This window comes from Photorhabdus australis DSM 17609 (assembly GCF_000711895.1).
GTDB classification, from domain to species: Bacteria; Pseudomonadota; Gammaproteobacteria; order Enterobacterales; family Enterobacteriaceae; genus Photorhabdus; species Photorhabdus australis.
The window spans coordinates 46,736-64,459 of record NZ_JONO01000027.1 but is presented as its reverse complement, the minus strand read 5'-3'; the positions used below and the strand labels follow the sequence as shown (position 1 = coordinate 64,459).

Here is a 17,724-nt window from a genome sequence, read left to right as displayed (position 1 = left end):
ATCGGCGTTAAATTAGTCATACGCTACTTTCACAGTCAGGTTTGCTTTGGAGTCAGCTGCGCCTACCACCGCCGCCGTACCAATCTTAACCAATCCCACCTTAAGAGTGATGGCATTATCACCGGCTACTCCGGGACTGTATTGGGGATCTTTTAGGTTAATTGCAGTGCCTCGTGGCACGGGCTTATCATTCATTGTCAGGCCAACCGCATGGTCGGAAATTGCAGCATTACCAGTGTTGTTAACAAGCTGAAAGTAAGCGCCGCCTGGTCCTGCTGCTGTGCCAGAAACTGTCAATTTAGCGCTTTTCGCGGAATTCCACAGAGGGCATTTCTCCGTTTTAATCGTGACGAATTTTTGCGTGTTAGCTAAGATTGTGCCTTCTGCCTTCCCAGTAAAATCAGATACCAAAGCGGTGAGACTAACAGGCTCTATTGCTGCAAATTTACAAGTCTCTGCGGTCACTGAAGAACTCACCGTCAGGGTACCGGCACTCACTTCCTCCGCTATAGCCTGCGACATCCCCCCTAGACACAGTGCTGCTATCGCACAGGTCTTCAAAATTTGTTTTTTCATTTCATCTATTCCCTTTATCTATTCGATACATTTTGACCAAAACAACATTACGACAAGTTAAACAACCAGATCGCTAACGCGGTGCGTTTTACTTGTCATTTGAGTTATTTTTGTTTGCTGATTAACTTCTGAATTTTGATTAAACCGTCGAATAACATATCTATTTCTGAGTGGGAAATATTGAGAAGTAGTTTGTTCCCTTTTTGAAACAATTAATTATTAGCTTCCAATATACTCAACATTAATACCTGAACGTTATGGTGTAGTGAGTATTTATTCCTTATTAAATTACTATCTGAATTTTAATAATTTCTTCGAAAGGGGGGCTGTCGCATTAACAGAGATCTCTTGATCGAAAGTGTTTTGATTGATCTTTATGCAGTTAGTCGATGGAAAAAGGTTGTGGGTGAAATGGGATATCCCGGTTCTTACGGATATTGTTCTTATATTGGTTATGATAACAACTTCACCACTGGCAGCTTTATCAGCTAATTGCTTAGGTTACTTCTAGCTTTGTGCATATTTGACTGGACAATCATAATAAATCCCTCATGTTTTGCTAGGTTAGCTAAGTGTAATAAAAAAATGCCGGAATAACCGGCAATTTTTTTGTTATATGGAATTTGGCATTATTGTAACGCTACTTCTCATTTCTTTTCTTTTTTCCACGTATCAGGTTCAGTGTTTCCACTGTCATTGAGAAGAACATTGCAAAATAGATATAACCTTTAGGTATGTGTACTTGTACGCTTTCTAGAATAAGGGTAAAGCCCACAAGTATCAAAAATGATAACGCTAGCATTTTTACTGAAGGGTGACGGTCAACGAACTCTCCGATAGGGCGAGCCGCAAGCATCATAACACCGACAGCGATTACAACGGCTGCCATCATAATAAACAGATGATCAGACAGACCAACGGCAGTGATGACAGAATCCAGGCTGAAAATAATATCCAACAGCATAATCTGGATGATTGCACCAAAGAAAGAGTGAACCGGGCGTTTTAAATCTCCTTCATCGCCGCCTTCAATGGTTTCGTGAATTTCTTTACTGGATTTCCATATTAGAAATAGGCCACCAAAGAACAGGATTAGATCACGGGCGGAAACATCATGTTCAAAAATGGTCAATATTGGGTCGGTTAGCCGGATAACCCAAGCAATAGATGCCAATAGCGCCAGGCGCATCAACATTGCTCCTATCAGTCCGATTTTGCGTGCTTTATTTTGTTGGTGAATAGGAAGTTTTGCGACAACAAGTGACAAAAAGATGATGTTATCAATTCCTAAAACGATTTCCAGAATTGTCAGGGTGGCAAGTGCCATCCAGGCATGGGGATCAGCGATCCATTCTAACATTGTTTATTAAAACCTTAAGGTTAAAAATCTAATTATACGCGTGATTGAATGCGAGGTAAGTGTGCCAATGAAAAAACTGATCGAATATTGATGTTAAACTAAGAAATGACGGGCCAGTAGAGGAGCCGTAAAGTTTTTCCTTAGATAAAATCCTCGAGGCAGAGTCATAATGGGTTGTCCATGTGTTCCGATTGCTTCGGTTAATGCTTTGCTGTTGGCTGCTTTAGGACGTAACTGCAATACTTCACCATGACGGGCTGTCACACTTTCTACTTTGCCAAGTACGATAAAATCCATCAATTCTTCCCAGTCACGACGTAGTAATTCCTCTTCTTCTTGATTGGGACTCCACAACAAAGGAGAACCGACCCGGCGTTTAGCTAGAGGGATCTCTCTCTCACCTTCAACGGGTATCCACAGCACACGCGATAATTTGCGTCTAACATGACAACTTTGCCAGGTAATGCCACTGTTCCCGGTTAATGGTGCGATGCAAACGAACGTTGTTTCCAAAGGGTGGCCTCTTCTGTCTACAGGGATGGTTTTAAGTTCGACACCAATATGTTCAAAATCCCGTTCTGGTTTACTGCCGGCGCTGGCACCAAGATAGTATTCCAGCAACATTCCTACCCAGCCTTTATCTCGTTTCAGATTAGGTGGTATAGGTAAATTTGCTTTTGTTGCCAGTTCTTCCATTGATAAGCCAGCCAAAAGTTGGGCACATTCAAACAACTGTTGTTCATTATCTGGTGGGGGAGGAGAGGAAAAACGTGTGTTCATTTTGTATATCCGTTTTTAGGTCAAAAAACAGCCTTATCTTTGTGAATAACAAATCTCGATCTTACACAGCAGCTAACAGAGTGATAATATCATGATATATAAACATTTTTTATTACTGTTTTAATTATTGTAAGATTGAATGCCATTATTGTTCACCGATTGCTGGTAATAATGAACAGGATTTTACACCATGTTATCCACAGTTTTATGGGATAAGTAGACAAAAATGAGATCACTGGTTTGATTTACAGCCTTGACTAACATATTTTTCTACAAAAAACCCCGTTTTTTGTTTAACTAAAGAGCATAACCTGTGGATAATGTCATTGTTGGTTGTTTTTTATTCTTGTTGACTAACGTTATCCGTTATAGCAGTGATTGACGCCATAAATAACGGGGTAAATAACTGCTATTTCAATGAAAAGTAAATACAATTTCATTCTTTGTTTATAGATTGATAATTCATAATATAAAGCTATACTCGAATTACCCCTGCCTTTTTCACATAGATATCCACAGAAAAAGTGAATAAAAGCAGATTTGTATACCTGTGTATGTTCATAACTGTGGCATTTTCTGTGAATTATCCTTCATATGGGGTAAACCAGGCAGATTTAAAATCAAACCAGCCAAAGGTGTTCATTTTAACGCCTCTCATGCTTCTCTGTCCTTGCAGTTCAAGCCAGTGGTGAAACAGAGGATAAAGCCAATGTTTACCGACAATTTTTTCACACCATTCTTCAAGTGATAATTCTTGTCGCCGCCATAGTGACACTTCTTTATCTAAGTTATCACCAAGACATTTTTTCAATAATGGCATCTCATACAGTGTGGCGAACAGTGAAAATTCCAGTGGATTATAAAAATTTGCGGTAGCAAGCCAGAGGTCACTTTCGGCGTTGCCATTGAACCATGTGTCATAGTCCACGATGTTGATTTTCAGTTCGACGCCGTATTTTGCCAATATGGTTTGCAGGATTTGACTGATTGTGTGGTATTCGTGGTGTTGATGATAAAGAGTGACGGTCAGATGGGTAATATCTTCTGGTTTATTCAACTCTACTATTAGCTTACTGTGATGCCAACGTAGTAATAGGCCGTATGCGGGTGACCAGTGTCGCTGGTAAAAGGGGTCACAATGAGCTAACAGGTTTATAGGTGTTAATAAGCTGCATAGCCACTGGCGAACATCTTCCCTGTTACATTTAGCAGAACGGTGATCATGCAGTAGGAAATAGCAACCTTCTTCCATCCTGCTGTCTAATGAATTATTACCGGTACTGTCACTTTCCAGGTGCAGAGTTGTACAGACCAGTTTTTCCGCTAATTCTGGCAGAACCCATATGTTCACCTCATCAATTAGCGCCCGAAAGCCAAAGTAATTATCAAAGGCACGGATTTGTAGTTTCTGAGAACTGTTTTTGACTACCTGGTAAGGGCCTGTTCCTACTGGCATACGGGAAAAATTCGGTAGTTGATGCCATTCTTGCGGTAAAATCATGGCATGTGGACTGCCAATTAATAAAGGAAGCCAGTGGTCGGGCTCTGAAAGAAAAATATCAATTACATGTGGTGTCGGTGTTGTGACTTTTTCAATGTGGGAAAAAAGAGGCAGGTTACATAACCTTTGTATCGAAGTAATAACATCTGCCATCTGTAATTCCCTTCCATGGTGAAAATGGATGGCTGGTCGCAGATAAAAGCGCCAATGATTTGGAGATAACTGTTGCCAGTGATGAGCCAAATCAGCTTCTGGTTCCCCATTTTCCTCATTTATACGGGTCAGGCTATTAAATATCTGCCTGACTAGATGAATTTCAGAACGGCGTAAAGGTGAGCCAGGTAAAAGGTTAAGGAAAGGGCGGTAATAGAGTATTCGCAGTAAGTTTTTTCCTTGCCGGAAACGGCGTTCAATCTGGGATAACACCATCTGACGAACGGCATCTTTATCACCAACGAGTTGAACGAGCTTCTCAATATTTTGCTGTTCAAGCAATTCTTCAGCTCGTTGCTGCTGGAGTTCTCGTCCATCACGCAAAAAATTCAGTTGAGAACGTTTCCCCCGGCCGGATTCTGCTTGCCATTGTAACCAGCCTGCTTTCTGCATGTTGTTAAGCAGTGAACGGATATGGCGCTTTGAACAATGCAGTACATTTGCCAGTTCTTGTAATGTTGTTTCAGCCTCTTTTCCTTGATGGTGTTGCCATAATCGGATGAATTGTTGTTGTAAGCGTGGGCTGGGCATAAAAGAGGAACTCCGCAGTATTATTGATCAATTTTTGTTTCCTTATATTGAGCAGATAATTATCAGTATTGAAAGTAGCTCAATAGGCCAGAACGATATCTGGCTTCTCCCCCAATTTTCTTGAGTAATGGTGATTTGCCAGCCAGTAAGCAAGCTTACTGGCTTTTTTTCTTATTGTACATTGTGTATGTTGTTATTCTGTTATTTTTGTTAATTAATGTGTAATTTGAGTAAATCTAGGTAAATTTCGAGATTTAATTCTTTATTGCTTTTTTTTTACACATCAGTTCAACATTGAGTAACAGTCTGATGTTGGTTGAGTTTTGATCTGCTGCTGTGGTTATTCTTGTGCATCAATTTCTACGGTGCTTTAAGCTAACTCTAAGGCACTTTTCGGGCGGTAAAAGCGTTCTCAATTGCTGAAAATAGACAGTGACCAGAGTTGACTATGGCAGGATTATTCTCGCTTTCCTACTCTGAGGATAAAAAAATCCCGTAGCAAAAAACTACGGGATAAATAGATGAATAAAGAAAGGGTTAACGCAAGAAAGCCGGTTGTTCCTGCTCGTAGGCTATTATGTTATCCAGATGTTGTAATGTCAGGCCGATGCTATCCAGACCATTCATCATACAGTGGCGTCGGAAGCTGTCGATTTCAAAGTGATAACTTTTATTACCAGCATGTACTTTCTGTTGTTCCAAATCGACAGTAAAGCGACAAACTTTGTTTTGCTGAACCAGTTCAAATAACTTATCGACATCTTTATCGTCTAATTTCACTGGTAGTAACTGGTTGTTGAAGGAGTTACCGTAGAAAATATCTGCAAAACTTGGGGCAATAACAACTTTAAACCCATAATCTGTCAACGCCCAAGGTGCGTGTTCACGGGAGGAACCGCAACCAAAGTTTTCACGAGCCAGAAGGATACTGGCACCCTGATAACTGGGGTGATTTAATATGAACTCGGGATTCGGTTTCTGCCCTGCATCATCAAGAAAACGCCAGTCATGAAACAGATGTTGACCAAATCCGGTGCGAGTCACTTTCTGCAAGAATTGTTTGGGAATAATGGCATCGGTATCAACATTTGCAGCATCTAAAGGAGCAACCAAGCCAGTATGTTGAATAAACTTTTCCATAATTTTCTCCTTTATGACAGCTGTGCGGAATTGCGTACATCAATAAAATGGCCATTAATCGCCGCTGCTGCTGCCATTGCCGGACTAACCAGATGTGTACGTCCTCCACGCCCCTGACGTCCTTCAAAGTTGCGGTTACTGGTTGAAGCACAGCGTTCACCCGGTTGCAGGCGGTCATTATTCATTGCCAAACACATTGAACATCCGGGTAAACGCCATTCAAAACCGGCATCTATGAAGATTTTATCCAAACCTTCTGCTTCTGCTTGTGCCTGAACTGGGCCTGATCCCGGAACTACAATCGCCTGAACACCAGGTGCAACTTTATGGCCTTGAGCGATAGCTGCTGCAGCGCGTAAATCTTCGATACGGGAGTTGGTACAGGAGCCAATGAAGACTTTATCGATTTTAACATCCGTCAGCTTAATGCCGGGTTTCAAATCCATATAAGCCAGTGCTTTTTCAGCAGATGCGCGTTCAACAGGATCACTGAAAGATTCTGGTGCCGGAATGGCCTGATCGATCGCGATGACCTGTCCAGGATTGGTTCCCCATGTGACTTGTGGGGAAATCTCTTCTGCATTAATAGTTACAATTGTGTCATATTGGGCGTCAGGATCGGATTTCAGTGTCTTCCAGTAAGCAACAGCTTGTTCCCACAATTCTCCTTTTGGTGAGAACTGGCGACCTTTCATATAAGCAAAAGTAGTTTCATCTGGTGCAACTAAACCTGCTTTAGCACCCATTTCAATTGCCATATTACATAAGGTCATCCGGCCTTCCATGCTAAGTGCTTCAATTGCTTTGCCACAGAATTCAACAACATAACCTGTGCCACCTGCACTGCCTGTTTTGCCGATGATTGCCAAAACGATATCTTTGGCGGTAATAGCATTACCAACGTCACCAATAACTTCGATTTTCATGGTCTTAGCACGAGCTTGTTTCAGGGTTTGAGTTGCCAGTACATGCTCAACCTCAGAAGTTCCAATACCGAATGCTAATGAACCGAATGCTCCATGGGTTGCAGTATGTGAATCACCACATACGATAGTCATTCCGGGCAAGGTCATACCTTGTTCAGGTCCGATCACATGAACAATTCCCTGATAGGGGTGGTTTAGGTCATATAATGTGATACCGAATTCGGCGCAGTTTTTCATCAATTCCTGCATCTGAATACGTGCCATGTCACCACAGGCGTTAATATCTTTTGTTTGTGTGGAGACGTTATGATCCATTGTGGCGAACGTTTTACTTGGCTGATGCACCGGGCGACCTTTGGTGCGTAAGCCATCAAAAGCTTGTGGGGAAGTTACTTCATGAACCAGATGACGATCAATATAGAGTAATGGGGTTTCATCCGATACTTCCCGGACGATATGAGCATCGTATAATTTTTGATATAAAGTCTTAGCCATATTAAACCCCCTCGGCTATATAACGGGCAATAACGTTACCCATTTCAGCGGTACTGATTGCTTGACCATTTCCAGCTAAATCTGCGGTGCGATAACCTTGTTCCAGAGCATGGTTAACCGCTTGTTCAATCGCATTAGCTGCATCATTCTGGCCTAAGCTGTAACGCAACAGTAAAGCGACAGATAGAATTTGGGCTATCGGGTTAGCAATACCTTTCCCGGCAATATCTGGGGCAGAACCACCGGCTGGTTCATACAGACCAAAGCTTTTTTCGTTCAAGCTGGCAGAAGGTAACATGCCCATTGAACCGGTAATCATGGCGCACTCATCAGATAATATGTCACCGAAGATATTGGAGCACAACATGACATCAAACTGAGATGGATCTTTGATTAATTGCATGGTGGCATTGTCAATATACATGTGACCAATTTCTACATCGGGGTACTCTCTAGCTATTTCAGTGACAACTTCCCGCCATAACACGGAACTCTGCAACACGTTTGCTTTGTCAATAGAAGTAACTTTGTTACGGCGTTTGCGCGCAGATTCAAAAGCAATGCGGGCGATACGTTCAATCTCAAAGCGGTGATAAATCTCAGTATCAAATGCACGCTCAAATTTACCTTGGCCTTCACGCCCTTTTGGCTGACCAAAATAAATACCGCCTGTTAATTCACGAACACATAAAATATCAAAGCCTTTGGCGGTGATATCGCTGCGTAAAGGGCAAAATATTTCTAATCCGGCATATAAGCGAGCTGGGCGCAAGTTGCTGAATAGTTTGAAATGTTTGCGTAATGGTAACAGCGCACCACGCTCAGGTTGTTCTGCTGGTGGTAAATGTTCCCATTTAGGTCCCCCTACGGAGCCGAACAATATGGCATCAGCCTGTTCACAGCCTGCTATGGTTTCTGCCGGCAATGGACGGCCGTGACGATCGATAGCAACTCCACCTACATCATATTCGCTGGTAGTGATGCGGATATTGAAGCGCTTACGAACTGCGTCCAGTACCTTATGGGCCTGCGCCATAACTTCAGGGCCAATACCATCACCGGGTAAAACTGCAATATGATAATTGTTCGACATGTTGTTCACACCATTTCCTTTGTATTTTGCTGTATGCGTTGTTTCTCTTTCTTAACTTGCTCTGTGCGCCAAATGCAATTCAGAGCATGAATCATTGCCTTGGCAGAAGATTCAACAATATCTGTTTCCAGTCCCATGCCATGGAAACGGCGTCCAAAGCATTCGACAACAATACTGACCTGACCCAACGCATTTTTCCCTTGTCCTTTACCTGATAATTGATAAGAAACAAGTTCAATTGGGTATTCAGTTATTCGGCTGATTGCCTGGTAAATAGCATCTATCGGGCCATTACCTGTGGCAGCTTCTGATTTTATCTCTTTGCCACATACTAAACGTACCGCTGCCGTTGCTATCACACTTGAGCCGGATTGGATATTAAAATTGTCTAAATGAAAAAACTCTGGCTCTTGTTGTTGCAGGTTGATGAAAGCTAATGCTTCCAGGTCATAGTCAAATACTTGGCCTTTTTTATCCGCCAGCCGTAAAAAGGCTTCGTATAAATTATCCATATCGTAATCTTTGTCTTGATATCCCATTTCTTCCATTCGATGTTTCACCGCTGCGCGGCCAGAGCGGGAAGTCAGATTCAGTTGAATTTCTTTCAAGCCGATGGACTCTGGTGTCATGATCTCGTAAGTTTCACGATTTTTCAGTACTCCATCCTGATGAATACCAGATGAGTGGGAAAATGCATTGCTACCAACAATTGCTTTGTTAGCAGGGATCGGCATGTTACATAACTGGCTGACCAGCTGACTGGTACGGTAAATTTCCTGATGATTGATATTAGTATAGACGCCTAACATCTGATGACGTACTTTAATTGCCATGATGACTTCTTCCAGTGAACAGTTGCCAGCCCGTTCACCAAGACCATTCATCGTCCCTTCTACCTGACGGGCACCAGCTTGTACCGCTGTGATAGAGTTAGCAACAGACATCCCCAAATCGTCGTGACAATGGACGGATAATACAGCTTTATCAATATTAGGAACCCGTCCAATCAAATTGGTGATAATTCCACCGAATTGGTAGGGGGTCGTGTAACCGACGGTATCTGGAATATTGATGGTGGTTGCACCTGCTTTAATGGCATTTTCAACAATGCGGCACAGATTATCAATCGGCGTGCGGCCAGCATCTTCACAGGAGAATTCGACATCATCGGTATAACGACGTGCCCGTTTGATTGATTGAGCTGCCATTTCCATGACGCCTTCGAATGTTTTTTTCAGTTTGGATTCAATGTGTAAGTTGGAGGTAGCCAGGAAAACATGGATACGAAAGGCTTCCGCAACTTTTAAGGCTTCAGCGGCGACATCAATATCTTTTTCTACACAACGAGCTAAAGCGCACACACGGCTGTTTTTTATCTGTTGAGCAATTGTTTGTACAGATTCAAAGTCACCAGGAGATGAAACGGGGAAACCCACTTCCATGATATCAACTCCCATTCTTTCCAAAGCTAGTGCAATTTGGAGCTTTTCTTTCACACACAAACTCGCCTGTAATGCTTGTTCTCCATCCCGCAAAGTGGTATCGAAGATAATAACTTGCTGGTTCATATTGTATTCCTCTTGTGGTTGTTTTTTGCGCCCAGCAGGTAAAAAAAACCCGCGCATGGCGCGGGTTATTGTTAATGTCTGGTTTGGACCAACTCTGTTTTGAATCAACTCCGTTTTTTGTCCACCAGCATACCGCGCACATTAGATACGATTAGTAGTAGGTTTAATAGACAAATTGAGTGAATCATATTGATCCAACCTTTCAGTAGTATTAATGAGTGTTTATGATTCCGATACTTTTATTGATACGTTATCTTAAAAGTGATGTCAAGAATTCATTTAGGCATATGATTCTTGATTTTACTTTTTCAATGGTGATGATTTGAAGTGTTAACCTGTATTTATTTGAAAAGATTTTATTTTATTCTTTTGGGGCTGGCTTTGGCTTTAGTGATAAACTCATAATTATATAAAAAATAGCGTATTATACTTATTAATTAAAATTAAGTATTTTCATTGGGAGAGGTGGAAGTTGTTTTGTATTTTTCTAAAAAATACCATCTGTTATTGACAAAATAGATGTAAATAGGAAGTTATGTTATATATCTTTGAAAAAATAATTTTATAGTATAATAACTCTGATAAAATTGTTTAATAATAATAAATCAGTAATTTTATTATGAATTATGTCATTCTTTGATTTATTATCTTATCTAACAAACCGGAGTGAATGGGTTGTTAACATGATTGGACTTTTTTGTGAATAAATAATGAACGTCTACATTTTCTACTAATTGAGATTATATATTTTTAACACTAATAAGGGGATGCGCTGGTTAGCTATGCGTATTCAGATTTGTACAAGGACGAGTCTTAATTATTTACCATCAAAATGATTGAGATAATTGATCTCGTTAATAGTAAAAGTCATCGTAATATCTGAGTAATGAATGAAGGTATTTCCGATGTTTTGTTATTAGTTGGGGTCATCTGAATGAGTTTAGTGGAGTTAAACAATGGCTGAATACACCTCAGTAACGACAACCCAAAAAGGTCCAGGTGAAATTCATTTACGTAATGTAGATCTAAATCTGTTGACGGTTTTTGATGCAGTTATGCAAATGCAGAATGTAACACGTGCCGCGCAGATATTAGGGATGTCACAACCTGCTGTCAGTAATGCGGTTTCTCGTTTGAAGTTAATGTTCAATGACGAATTATTTGTACGTTATGGACGTGGAATACAACCGACAGCAAGAGCTCATCAATTATTTGGGCCTGTCCGCCAGGCATTACAATTGGTATATAATGAGTTACCTGGGGTTGGTTTTGAGCCTGAGGATAGTGATAGGGTTTTTAATCTTTCAATTTGTAGCCCTTTAGATATTAGATTGGCAGCAAAAATAGTTGAACAGGTAAAACAAAATACGCCGAATTTGGGTGTCACGATTAGATCATATCTGCATGATAATATTGAGCATCAACTCAGGTATCAGGAAACTGAGTTTGTCATTAGTTATACGCAGTTAGAGCGTATGGACTTTCATCATTATCCGTTATTCAACGATGAATTGGTTTTAGCTGTTTCCAGCAACCACCCAAGAATTGGAAATAGTATTAATCAGCAGCAGTTGTATAAGGAGCATCATGCAGTTGTATCTTTGGATAACGTAGGTTCATTCAGTATCCCTTATTATGATGATAGTGAATGTTTACGTTCCGTCGTTTATCAAGGAACTGACTTGAATAGCGTGTTGCATATTGTATCTCAAACTTACTTAGTTGCGATTGCTCCGAGATGGTTGGTTGAACACTACAGCGAACAATTAGCAATAAAGGCTGTTTCATTGCCGTGGGATAAAGTAAGCCGTCCGTGTTATTTGATTTGGCACGAATCTACAACAAAAGATAAAGGGCATCAGTGGATGAAATCGTTGCTGAGCCAACTTGGTGGAAACTAATTAGCCCGGAACTCACTATTAGATAACTGGTAGTGAGTTTTTTTTACCTTATCACAAATTCCTCAACTTTTGATAAATATTCTTTTCCTATTGTTCAGGAATAGGTAGACTGCGAGGAAATAGCTAACACCTGTAAGCTGAATAGCGAATAAGCCATGCAAACAGGTATTATTAGAGAATAAAACAGCTGTTTTTTCTCTGATAAGAAAATAGTTTTTCGAACAGGAAAAGAATTGTGATAGCTGAAAATTTACATCCTTATCACTTGATAAACCGGTTGCAACAGCAGATCAAACAACATCCAGAGAAAATAGCGTTTCGTCAATGGTCTCCGGATGGACAACTCGAATTGAGTTGGAGTGATATTGATAACAAGGTAAAAGCCATTAGCCGAGCATTGTTGGAGATTGGTGTTGATGTGCAGGAAAAAATTGGCCTTTTTGCAAATAATAGTATGGTGTGGTCACTGGCGGATATAGCGATATTACAGCTCAGGGCGGTCACTGTCCCTTTGTATGCAACTAGCAGTCAGGAGCAGGCTGGTTTTATTCTCAATGATGCTGGCGTACATATTCTATTTGTTGGTGGGCAGGCGCAGTACGATGTTGCTATCACATTGATAGAATGTTGTCCTCAGCTCAGTCACATCATTGTATTGGATGAATCAGTCGATTTGCACGATTGTTCATTAGCACAGTATTTATCTGACTTTATGACTGATAACAAATTACAGCATCAGTCTGAGTTGGAAACCCGTATTGTTAACCGCAATCTGGATGATCTTTTTACGCTTATATATACATCTGGTACAACCGGTGATCCTAAAGGTGTCATGCTTGATTACCGTAGTTTAGCATATCAGTTACATTCACATGACCATATACTGACATTAACTGATCAGGATGTTTCTTTGAGTTTCCTGCCGTTATCCCACGTATTTGAGCGCGCATGGAGCTTTTATGTCATGCATACTGGCGCGCAAAACGTTTATTTGACGGATACTAATTTTGTTCGTCAAGCTATGGCAGCTATTCGTCCAACAGTGATGTGTGCAGTGCCAAGATTTTATGAAAAAATTTATAGTGCGGTTTTTGAAAAGGTTTCTCAGGCGCCTTGGCATCGGAGGAAACTTTTTAATTGGGCGATTAAATGTGGAGAACGTCAGTTTTTACGTAAGCTGCAAGGTAAAAAAAATTGTCCCTGGTCAACGGCAATGCACCGACTAGCCGATAAATTGGTATTGAGCAAATTGCGTAATATATTGGGTGGTAGAGTCCGTTTTTTACCTGCTGCCGGAGCGCGTTTAGACGAAACCATTATCCTATTTTTCCTTGCTGTTGGTATAAATATCAAATATGGCTATGGCATGACAGAGACTTGTGCCACGGTTTCCTGTTGGGATGAGCAAGGTTACGTGCTTGGTTCTATTGGTACTCCACTGCCTGGTATTGACGTCCGTATCGGTGAAGAAAATGAGATACAGGTGCGCGGTCCAATTGTGATGAAAGGTTATTTCAATAATCAGGAAGAAACCGACAGGACATTTACTCAAGATGGTTGGTTGCGTACGGGTGATGCTGGTAAATTGGATGAGAATGGTTATTTGTTTATTACCGAGCGCTTAAAAGATTTGATGAAAACATCAAATGGTAAATATATTGCACCACAAATGATTGAAAGCATTTTGGGGCAAGATCGTTTTATTGAGCATGTTGCTGTTATTGCTGATGCCCGTAAATTTGTATCTGCCCTTATTGTGCCTTGTTATGATGCATTGGAAGAGTATGCGAAATCAGTTAATCTCAAATATTATGATCGAGTCGAATTGCTGCGTCATAGTCAAATTATCAATATGTTTGAGCAACGCTTGAAAGAGATGCAGAAAAACTTCGCTCACTTCGATCAGGTAAAGCGTTTCACATTATTGCCAAATCCATTTTCAATGGAAACAGGGGAATTAACGCCAACGCTAAAATTACGGAGGAAAATTATTATGCAGCGTTACCATAACGAAATTGAATCCATGTATCGAGATTAATTTCTGGAGCTTTATATAGCGCGCCCGGCTATTCAAGGGAAATTTAAGGTAGTATTGCATAATATTCTACTTTAAATTTATCTCAGGAGTATCCGGTTTTAAAAATTCAATATTAGATGAATAAGCTGTGGTTTAATTTTAAAAATTATAAATAAATTATATTCACGGGTATCATTCTATGCCTGGAATAGGGCACTTGTTATTTAATAGGTTAGGGCAAGGTATAATTATCTGACTTTAAACGGCATGATAAAAGAGATGGTTATAAAAATGGAATGATAGTATTTTATATTTGTGCGGTGCGTATGCATAGTAAATAAGACACATTATTGTATAATGAGGTGAATTGATGAATTTTGATAATATAGTTATTGTACATGGCCTTATGGCGACTCCTGATCATCATTGGTTTCCTTGGCTTAAAAGTCAATATGAAAGGTCAAATGTTCGGGTAATAGTGCCGGAAATGCCTGAATCTCACGCTCCTTCACCTCATTTATGGCAAGAAAAGTTGCAGGAGAATGTACCTCATCCTAATGAAAAAACGCTTTTTATTGGGCATAGCTTGGGTTGTATTGCCACACTCCGTTACATTTCATCTTTACCTGATAATGTAAATATTGGCGGGATTGTATTAATTGCAGGCTTTTATGAAAAATTACCGACTTTACCCGAATTAAGTATATTTACTGCGGAAAACTTGGATTTTCATCCCCTTATACACCGAATAAACCAACGAATAGTAATATTATCGCTTAATGATGAGATTGTATCTCCACAGTTTACATTAAATTTAAGTCAGCAGCTCCGAGCTGAATTATATGGTTTCCCTGATGGTGGGCATTTTTTAGATTGCGACGGTTTTACTGTTTTTCCTAGCCTAGAGAAGGTATTAAAAGACAATTCAATGTTGTAAATAAATGTCTTTGTTGTTCTGTAAATATGCCAAGTTTATTTATATTCATGACTTGGCTATTTTAATTAATATGGGTTTTAACTAATGATAAATAAATGCAGGATAGTGGGAATTAAAATTTAATTTAAATAAATGAAGTGGAATGGTTAGTGCGAAAATATATATTCTTCACTATGGATAATGAATTTATATTGAGGCTTTTTTGGTGTGATTTTATATTCTGAAAGAGTTAGTGATTTATTTGTTAAATTAATTTACTCTTAAGGGATTAATTTTCAATAATGTATTATATAGAGTTTTATTGAATATGGGAATATGCTTTTATGAGCTATTAAGATTGTTTCATGAGCCGTGTAAATAATTTTTTCTATTTTAAAATATCATTTGGTTGATTATTGTTTTTGGTTATTTAGTTATGAAAATGAATATTTATATATCCAAGTGAGTATTGAATGTATGGAATTACTATTCCAGGAATAAACGCTAGCTTCTATATATTCTCTAATTAAAATGGAGTAAAAAGATTTTACTCGAATGCATTATTTGCAATAGCTATCCAAAGATGAGGAAATGACGGTCAAATTATCTGAGGCGTTTGTCGGCATTTCCTTTATCAGCTTCACATTTCGATGACTTAAACGATTTTGAAAGCTACTTTTTAGTTTTTTATCGTATATATACCGGATAATACCTATATGTTGTTATTCTTTTCAGGTATAGCCACTCATATTCTACTTACTTTTGGCTTATTGATAGTAAGATAACGCTTGCAAGAGACATATTGAATTGTCAGAAAGTGGCTATTCTTCCTTGTACTTACATTGCTAACACCCGTTTCTAGCGTTATGTTAATTAACTCAGCATGAATATCCCGCTGAGGAGCTATTCGTCTTACTAAAATAAAAGTGGAAGTAACTTCCGATTTATTAACTTGCAAACAGAGCCTGGAGGAGAACCTATGGAGATGTTATCAGGAGCTGAAATGGTCGTCCGATCGTTAATTGATCAGGGCGTTAAACATGTATTCGGTTATCCGGGTGGGGCAGTACTGGATATTTACGATGCCTTGCATACGGTTGGGGGAATTGAGCATATCCTGGTACGTCATGAGCAAGGGGCAGTTCATATGGCTGATGGTTATGCCCGTGCTACAGGGAAAGTTGGTGTGGTATTGGTCACTTCTGGGCCAGGTGCGACTAACGCAATTACAGGTATTGCGACAGCTTATATGGACTCAATTCCAATGGTTGTATTGTCCGGTCAGGTAGCCAGCTCCTTGATTGGTAATGATGCATTCCAGGAATGTGACATGGTGGGGATCTCCCGTCCAATCGTAAAACACAGTTTTTTAGTGAAGAAAACGGAAGATATTCCAAAGGTACTGAAAAAAGCCTTCTATTTGGCTTCTAGTGGTCGTCCGGGGCCAGTCGTCATTGACTTACCGAAAGACACGGTAAATCCAGCAATAAAATTGCCATATATTTATCCTGAACAGATAAGCATGCGTTCTTATAGCCCGACGGTTCAAGGGCACAGAGGGCAGGTTAAACGAGCACTGAGAAAACTTCTGAATGCGAAAAAACCGATCATATATGTAGGTGGTGGGGCAATTAATGCAGATTGTTCGGCAGAATTATTGGTATTGGCAGAAAAATTTAATATTCCTGTTGTCAGCTCTATGATGGGATTAGGCAGTTTCCCGGCCACTCATCAGCAAAATCTAGGTATGCTTGGTATGCATGGCACATTTGAAGCTAACAAAGCAATGCATAATTCGGATGTGATTTTTGCTGTTGGTGTACGTTTTGATGATCGTACTACTAATAATCTGGAAAAATACTGTCCGGATGCAACTGTCTTACATATTGATATTGATCCAACATCAATTTCGAAAACTGTTTCTGCAGATGTACCTATTGTTGGTGATGCTAAGCAGGTTTTGGGGCAAATGCTGGGATTATTGGAAACAATGGAAGATACACAGGACCCGGATGCATTAAAAGATTGGTGGTTATCTATTCAGCAATGGCGTAGTCGTAAATGTCTCAATTTTGATCGCGGTGGCGAGAAAATTAAACCACAAGCTGCTATCGAAGTTCTCTATCGTCTGACGCAAGGTGAAGCTTATATCACTTCGGATGTTGGGCAGCACCAGATGTTTGTTGCACTACATTACCCATTTGATCAGCCAAGGCGCTGGATCAGTTCAGGAGGTTTGGGAACGATGGGGTTTGGCCTACCTGCTGCTTTAGGTGTCAAATTGGTGAAACCGGAAGCGATGGTAGTCTGTGTTACAGGGGATGGCAGTATTCAGATGAATATTCAGGAACTATCCACAGCATTGCAATATGGGTTACCAGTGCTGGTTCTGAACTTAAATAATCGTTTCCTGGGGATGATAAGACAGTGGCAAGACATGATTTATGCAGGCCGTCACTCTCAGTCCTATATGGAATCACTACCTGATTTTGTCAAACTGGCTGAAGCTTATGGTCATGTCGGTATTTCTATCCAACGTTATGATGAATTGGAAAGTAAATTGGCAGAAGCTTTGAAAGAGGTGACTGAAAATCAGCGACTAGTATTTGTTGATGTCACAGTTGATGAAACTGAACACGTATATCCTATGCAGATCCGTGGAGGGGCAATGGATGAGATGTGGTTAAGCAAAACGGAGAGAACCTGA

General features: G+C 40.1%; 13 protein-coding genes. 5 read left to right on the top strand and 8 right to left on the bottom strand.

The window, feature by feature from the left end:
* Positions 1-12: 12 nt before the first annotated feature.
* On the bottom strand, positions 13-576 hold the full coding sequence (locus BO26_RS09315) for a fimbrial protein (protein WP_036770996.1): 564 nt from the start codon (positions 574-576) through the stop codon (positions 13-15).
* 348 nt (positions 577-924) lie between these two features.
* On the opposite strand from BO26_RS09315, the gene BO26_RS24835 reads away from it, so the two are divergent.
* Positions 925-1,068 carry a hypothetical protein gene (locus BO26_RS24835; RefSeq protein WP_157835539.1) on the top strand — a complete coding sequence of 48 codons (144 nt, stop codon included), beginning with the start codon at positions 925-927 and terminating at the stop codon, positions 1,066-1,068.
* A gap of 148 nt (positions 1,069-1,216) precedes the next feature.
* Here the strand turns inward: BO26_RS24835 and BO26_RS09310 are convergent, their stop codons facing one another.
* The 7 genes from BO26_RS09310 to leuA form a co-directional block, all read right to left on the bottom strand.
* Positions 1,217-1,936 carry a TerC family protein gene (locus BO26_RS09310; protein ID WP_036770995.1) on the bottom strand — a complete coding sequence of 240 codons (720 nt, stop codon included), beginning with the start codon at positions 1,934-1,936 and terminating at the stop codon, positions 1,217-1,219.
* A 93-nt stretch (positions 1,937-2,029) separates the two neighbouring features.
* Entirely contained in the window at positions 2,030-2,716 is a 687-nt protein-coding gene (mutH, locus tag BO26_RS09305) for a DNA mismatch repair endonuclease MutH (protein ID WP_036770994.1), read from the bottom strand.
* 583 nt (positions 2,717-3,299) lie between these two features.
* A complete protein-coding gene (gene sgrR, locus BO26_RS09300) occupies positions 3,300-4,961 on the bottom strand; it encodes an HTH-type transcriptional regulator SgrR (protein WP_036770993.1) in 1,662 nt (553 codons plus the stop codon).
* Positions 4,962-5,498: 537 nt separating this feature from the next.
* Positions 5,499-6,101, bottom strand: coding sequence for a 3-isopropylmalate dehydratase small subunit (gene leuD, locus BO26_RS09295; protein ID WP_036770992.1), 603 nt, complete (start codon positions 6,099-6,101; stop codon positions 5,499-5,501).
* Between the two features lie 11 nt (positions 6,102-6,112).
* Positions 6,113-7,522: a 3-isopropylmalate dehydratase large subunit gene (gene leuC, locus BO26_RS09290; protein WP_036770991.1), complete on the bottom strand. Its 1,410-nt coding sequence runs from the start codon at positions 7,520-7,522 to the stop codon at positions 6,113-6,115.
* Position 7,523: 1 nt separating this feature from the next.
* Complete coding sequence (gene leuB / locus BO26_RS09285; RefSeq protein ID WP_036771009.1) at positions 7,524-8,615, bottom strand: 3-isopropylmalate dehydrogenase; 1,092 nt, start codon at positions 8,613-8,615, stop codon at positions 7,524-7,526.
* A 5-nt stretch (positions 8,616-8,620) separates the two neighbouring features.
* Positions 8,621-10,183: a 2-isopropylmalate synthase gene (gene leuA, locus BO26_RS09280; RefSeq protein WP_036770990.1), complete on the bottom strand. Its 1,563-nt coding sequence runs from the start codon at positions 10,181-10,183 to the stop codon at positions 8,621-8,623.
* 956 nt (positions 10,184-11,139) lie between these two features.
* On the opposite strand from leuA, the gene leuO reads away from it, so the two are divergent.
* The 4 genes from leuO to ilvI all read left to right on the top strand — a co-directional run bounded on the left by leuO (position 11,140) and on the right by ilvI (position 17,724).
* Positions 11,140-12,084, top strand: a complete 945-nt coding sequence (gene leuO, locus BO26_RS09275) for a transcriptional regulator LeuO (protein ID WP_036770989.1) — start codon at positions 11,140-11,142, stop codon at positions 12,082-12,084.
* Positions 12,085-12,322: 238 nt separating this feature from the next.
* The gene (locus BO26_RS09270; RefSeq protein ID WP_201771258.1) at positions 12,323-14,122 is read left to right on the top strand and encodes an AMP-dependent synthetase/ligase; all 1,800 of its coding nucleotides are present in this window, start codon (positions 12,323-12,325) and stop codon (positions 14,120-14,122) included.
* 349 nt (positions 14,123-14,471) lie between these two features.
* Positions 14,472-15,038: an RBBP9/YdeN family alpha/beta hydrolase gene (locus BO26_RS09265; protein WP_036770987.1), complete on the top strand. Its 567-nt coding sequence runs from the start codon at positions 14,472-14,474 to the stop codon at positions 15,036-15,038.
* A 958-nt stretch (positions 15,039-15,996) separates the two neighbouring features.
* Positions 15,997-17,724, top strand: coding sequence for an acetolactate synthase 3 large subunit (ilvI, locus tag BO26_RS09260; RefSeq protein ID WP_036770986.1), 1,728 nt, complete (start codon positions 15,997-15,999; stop codon positions 17,722-17,724).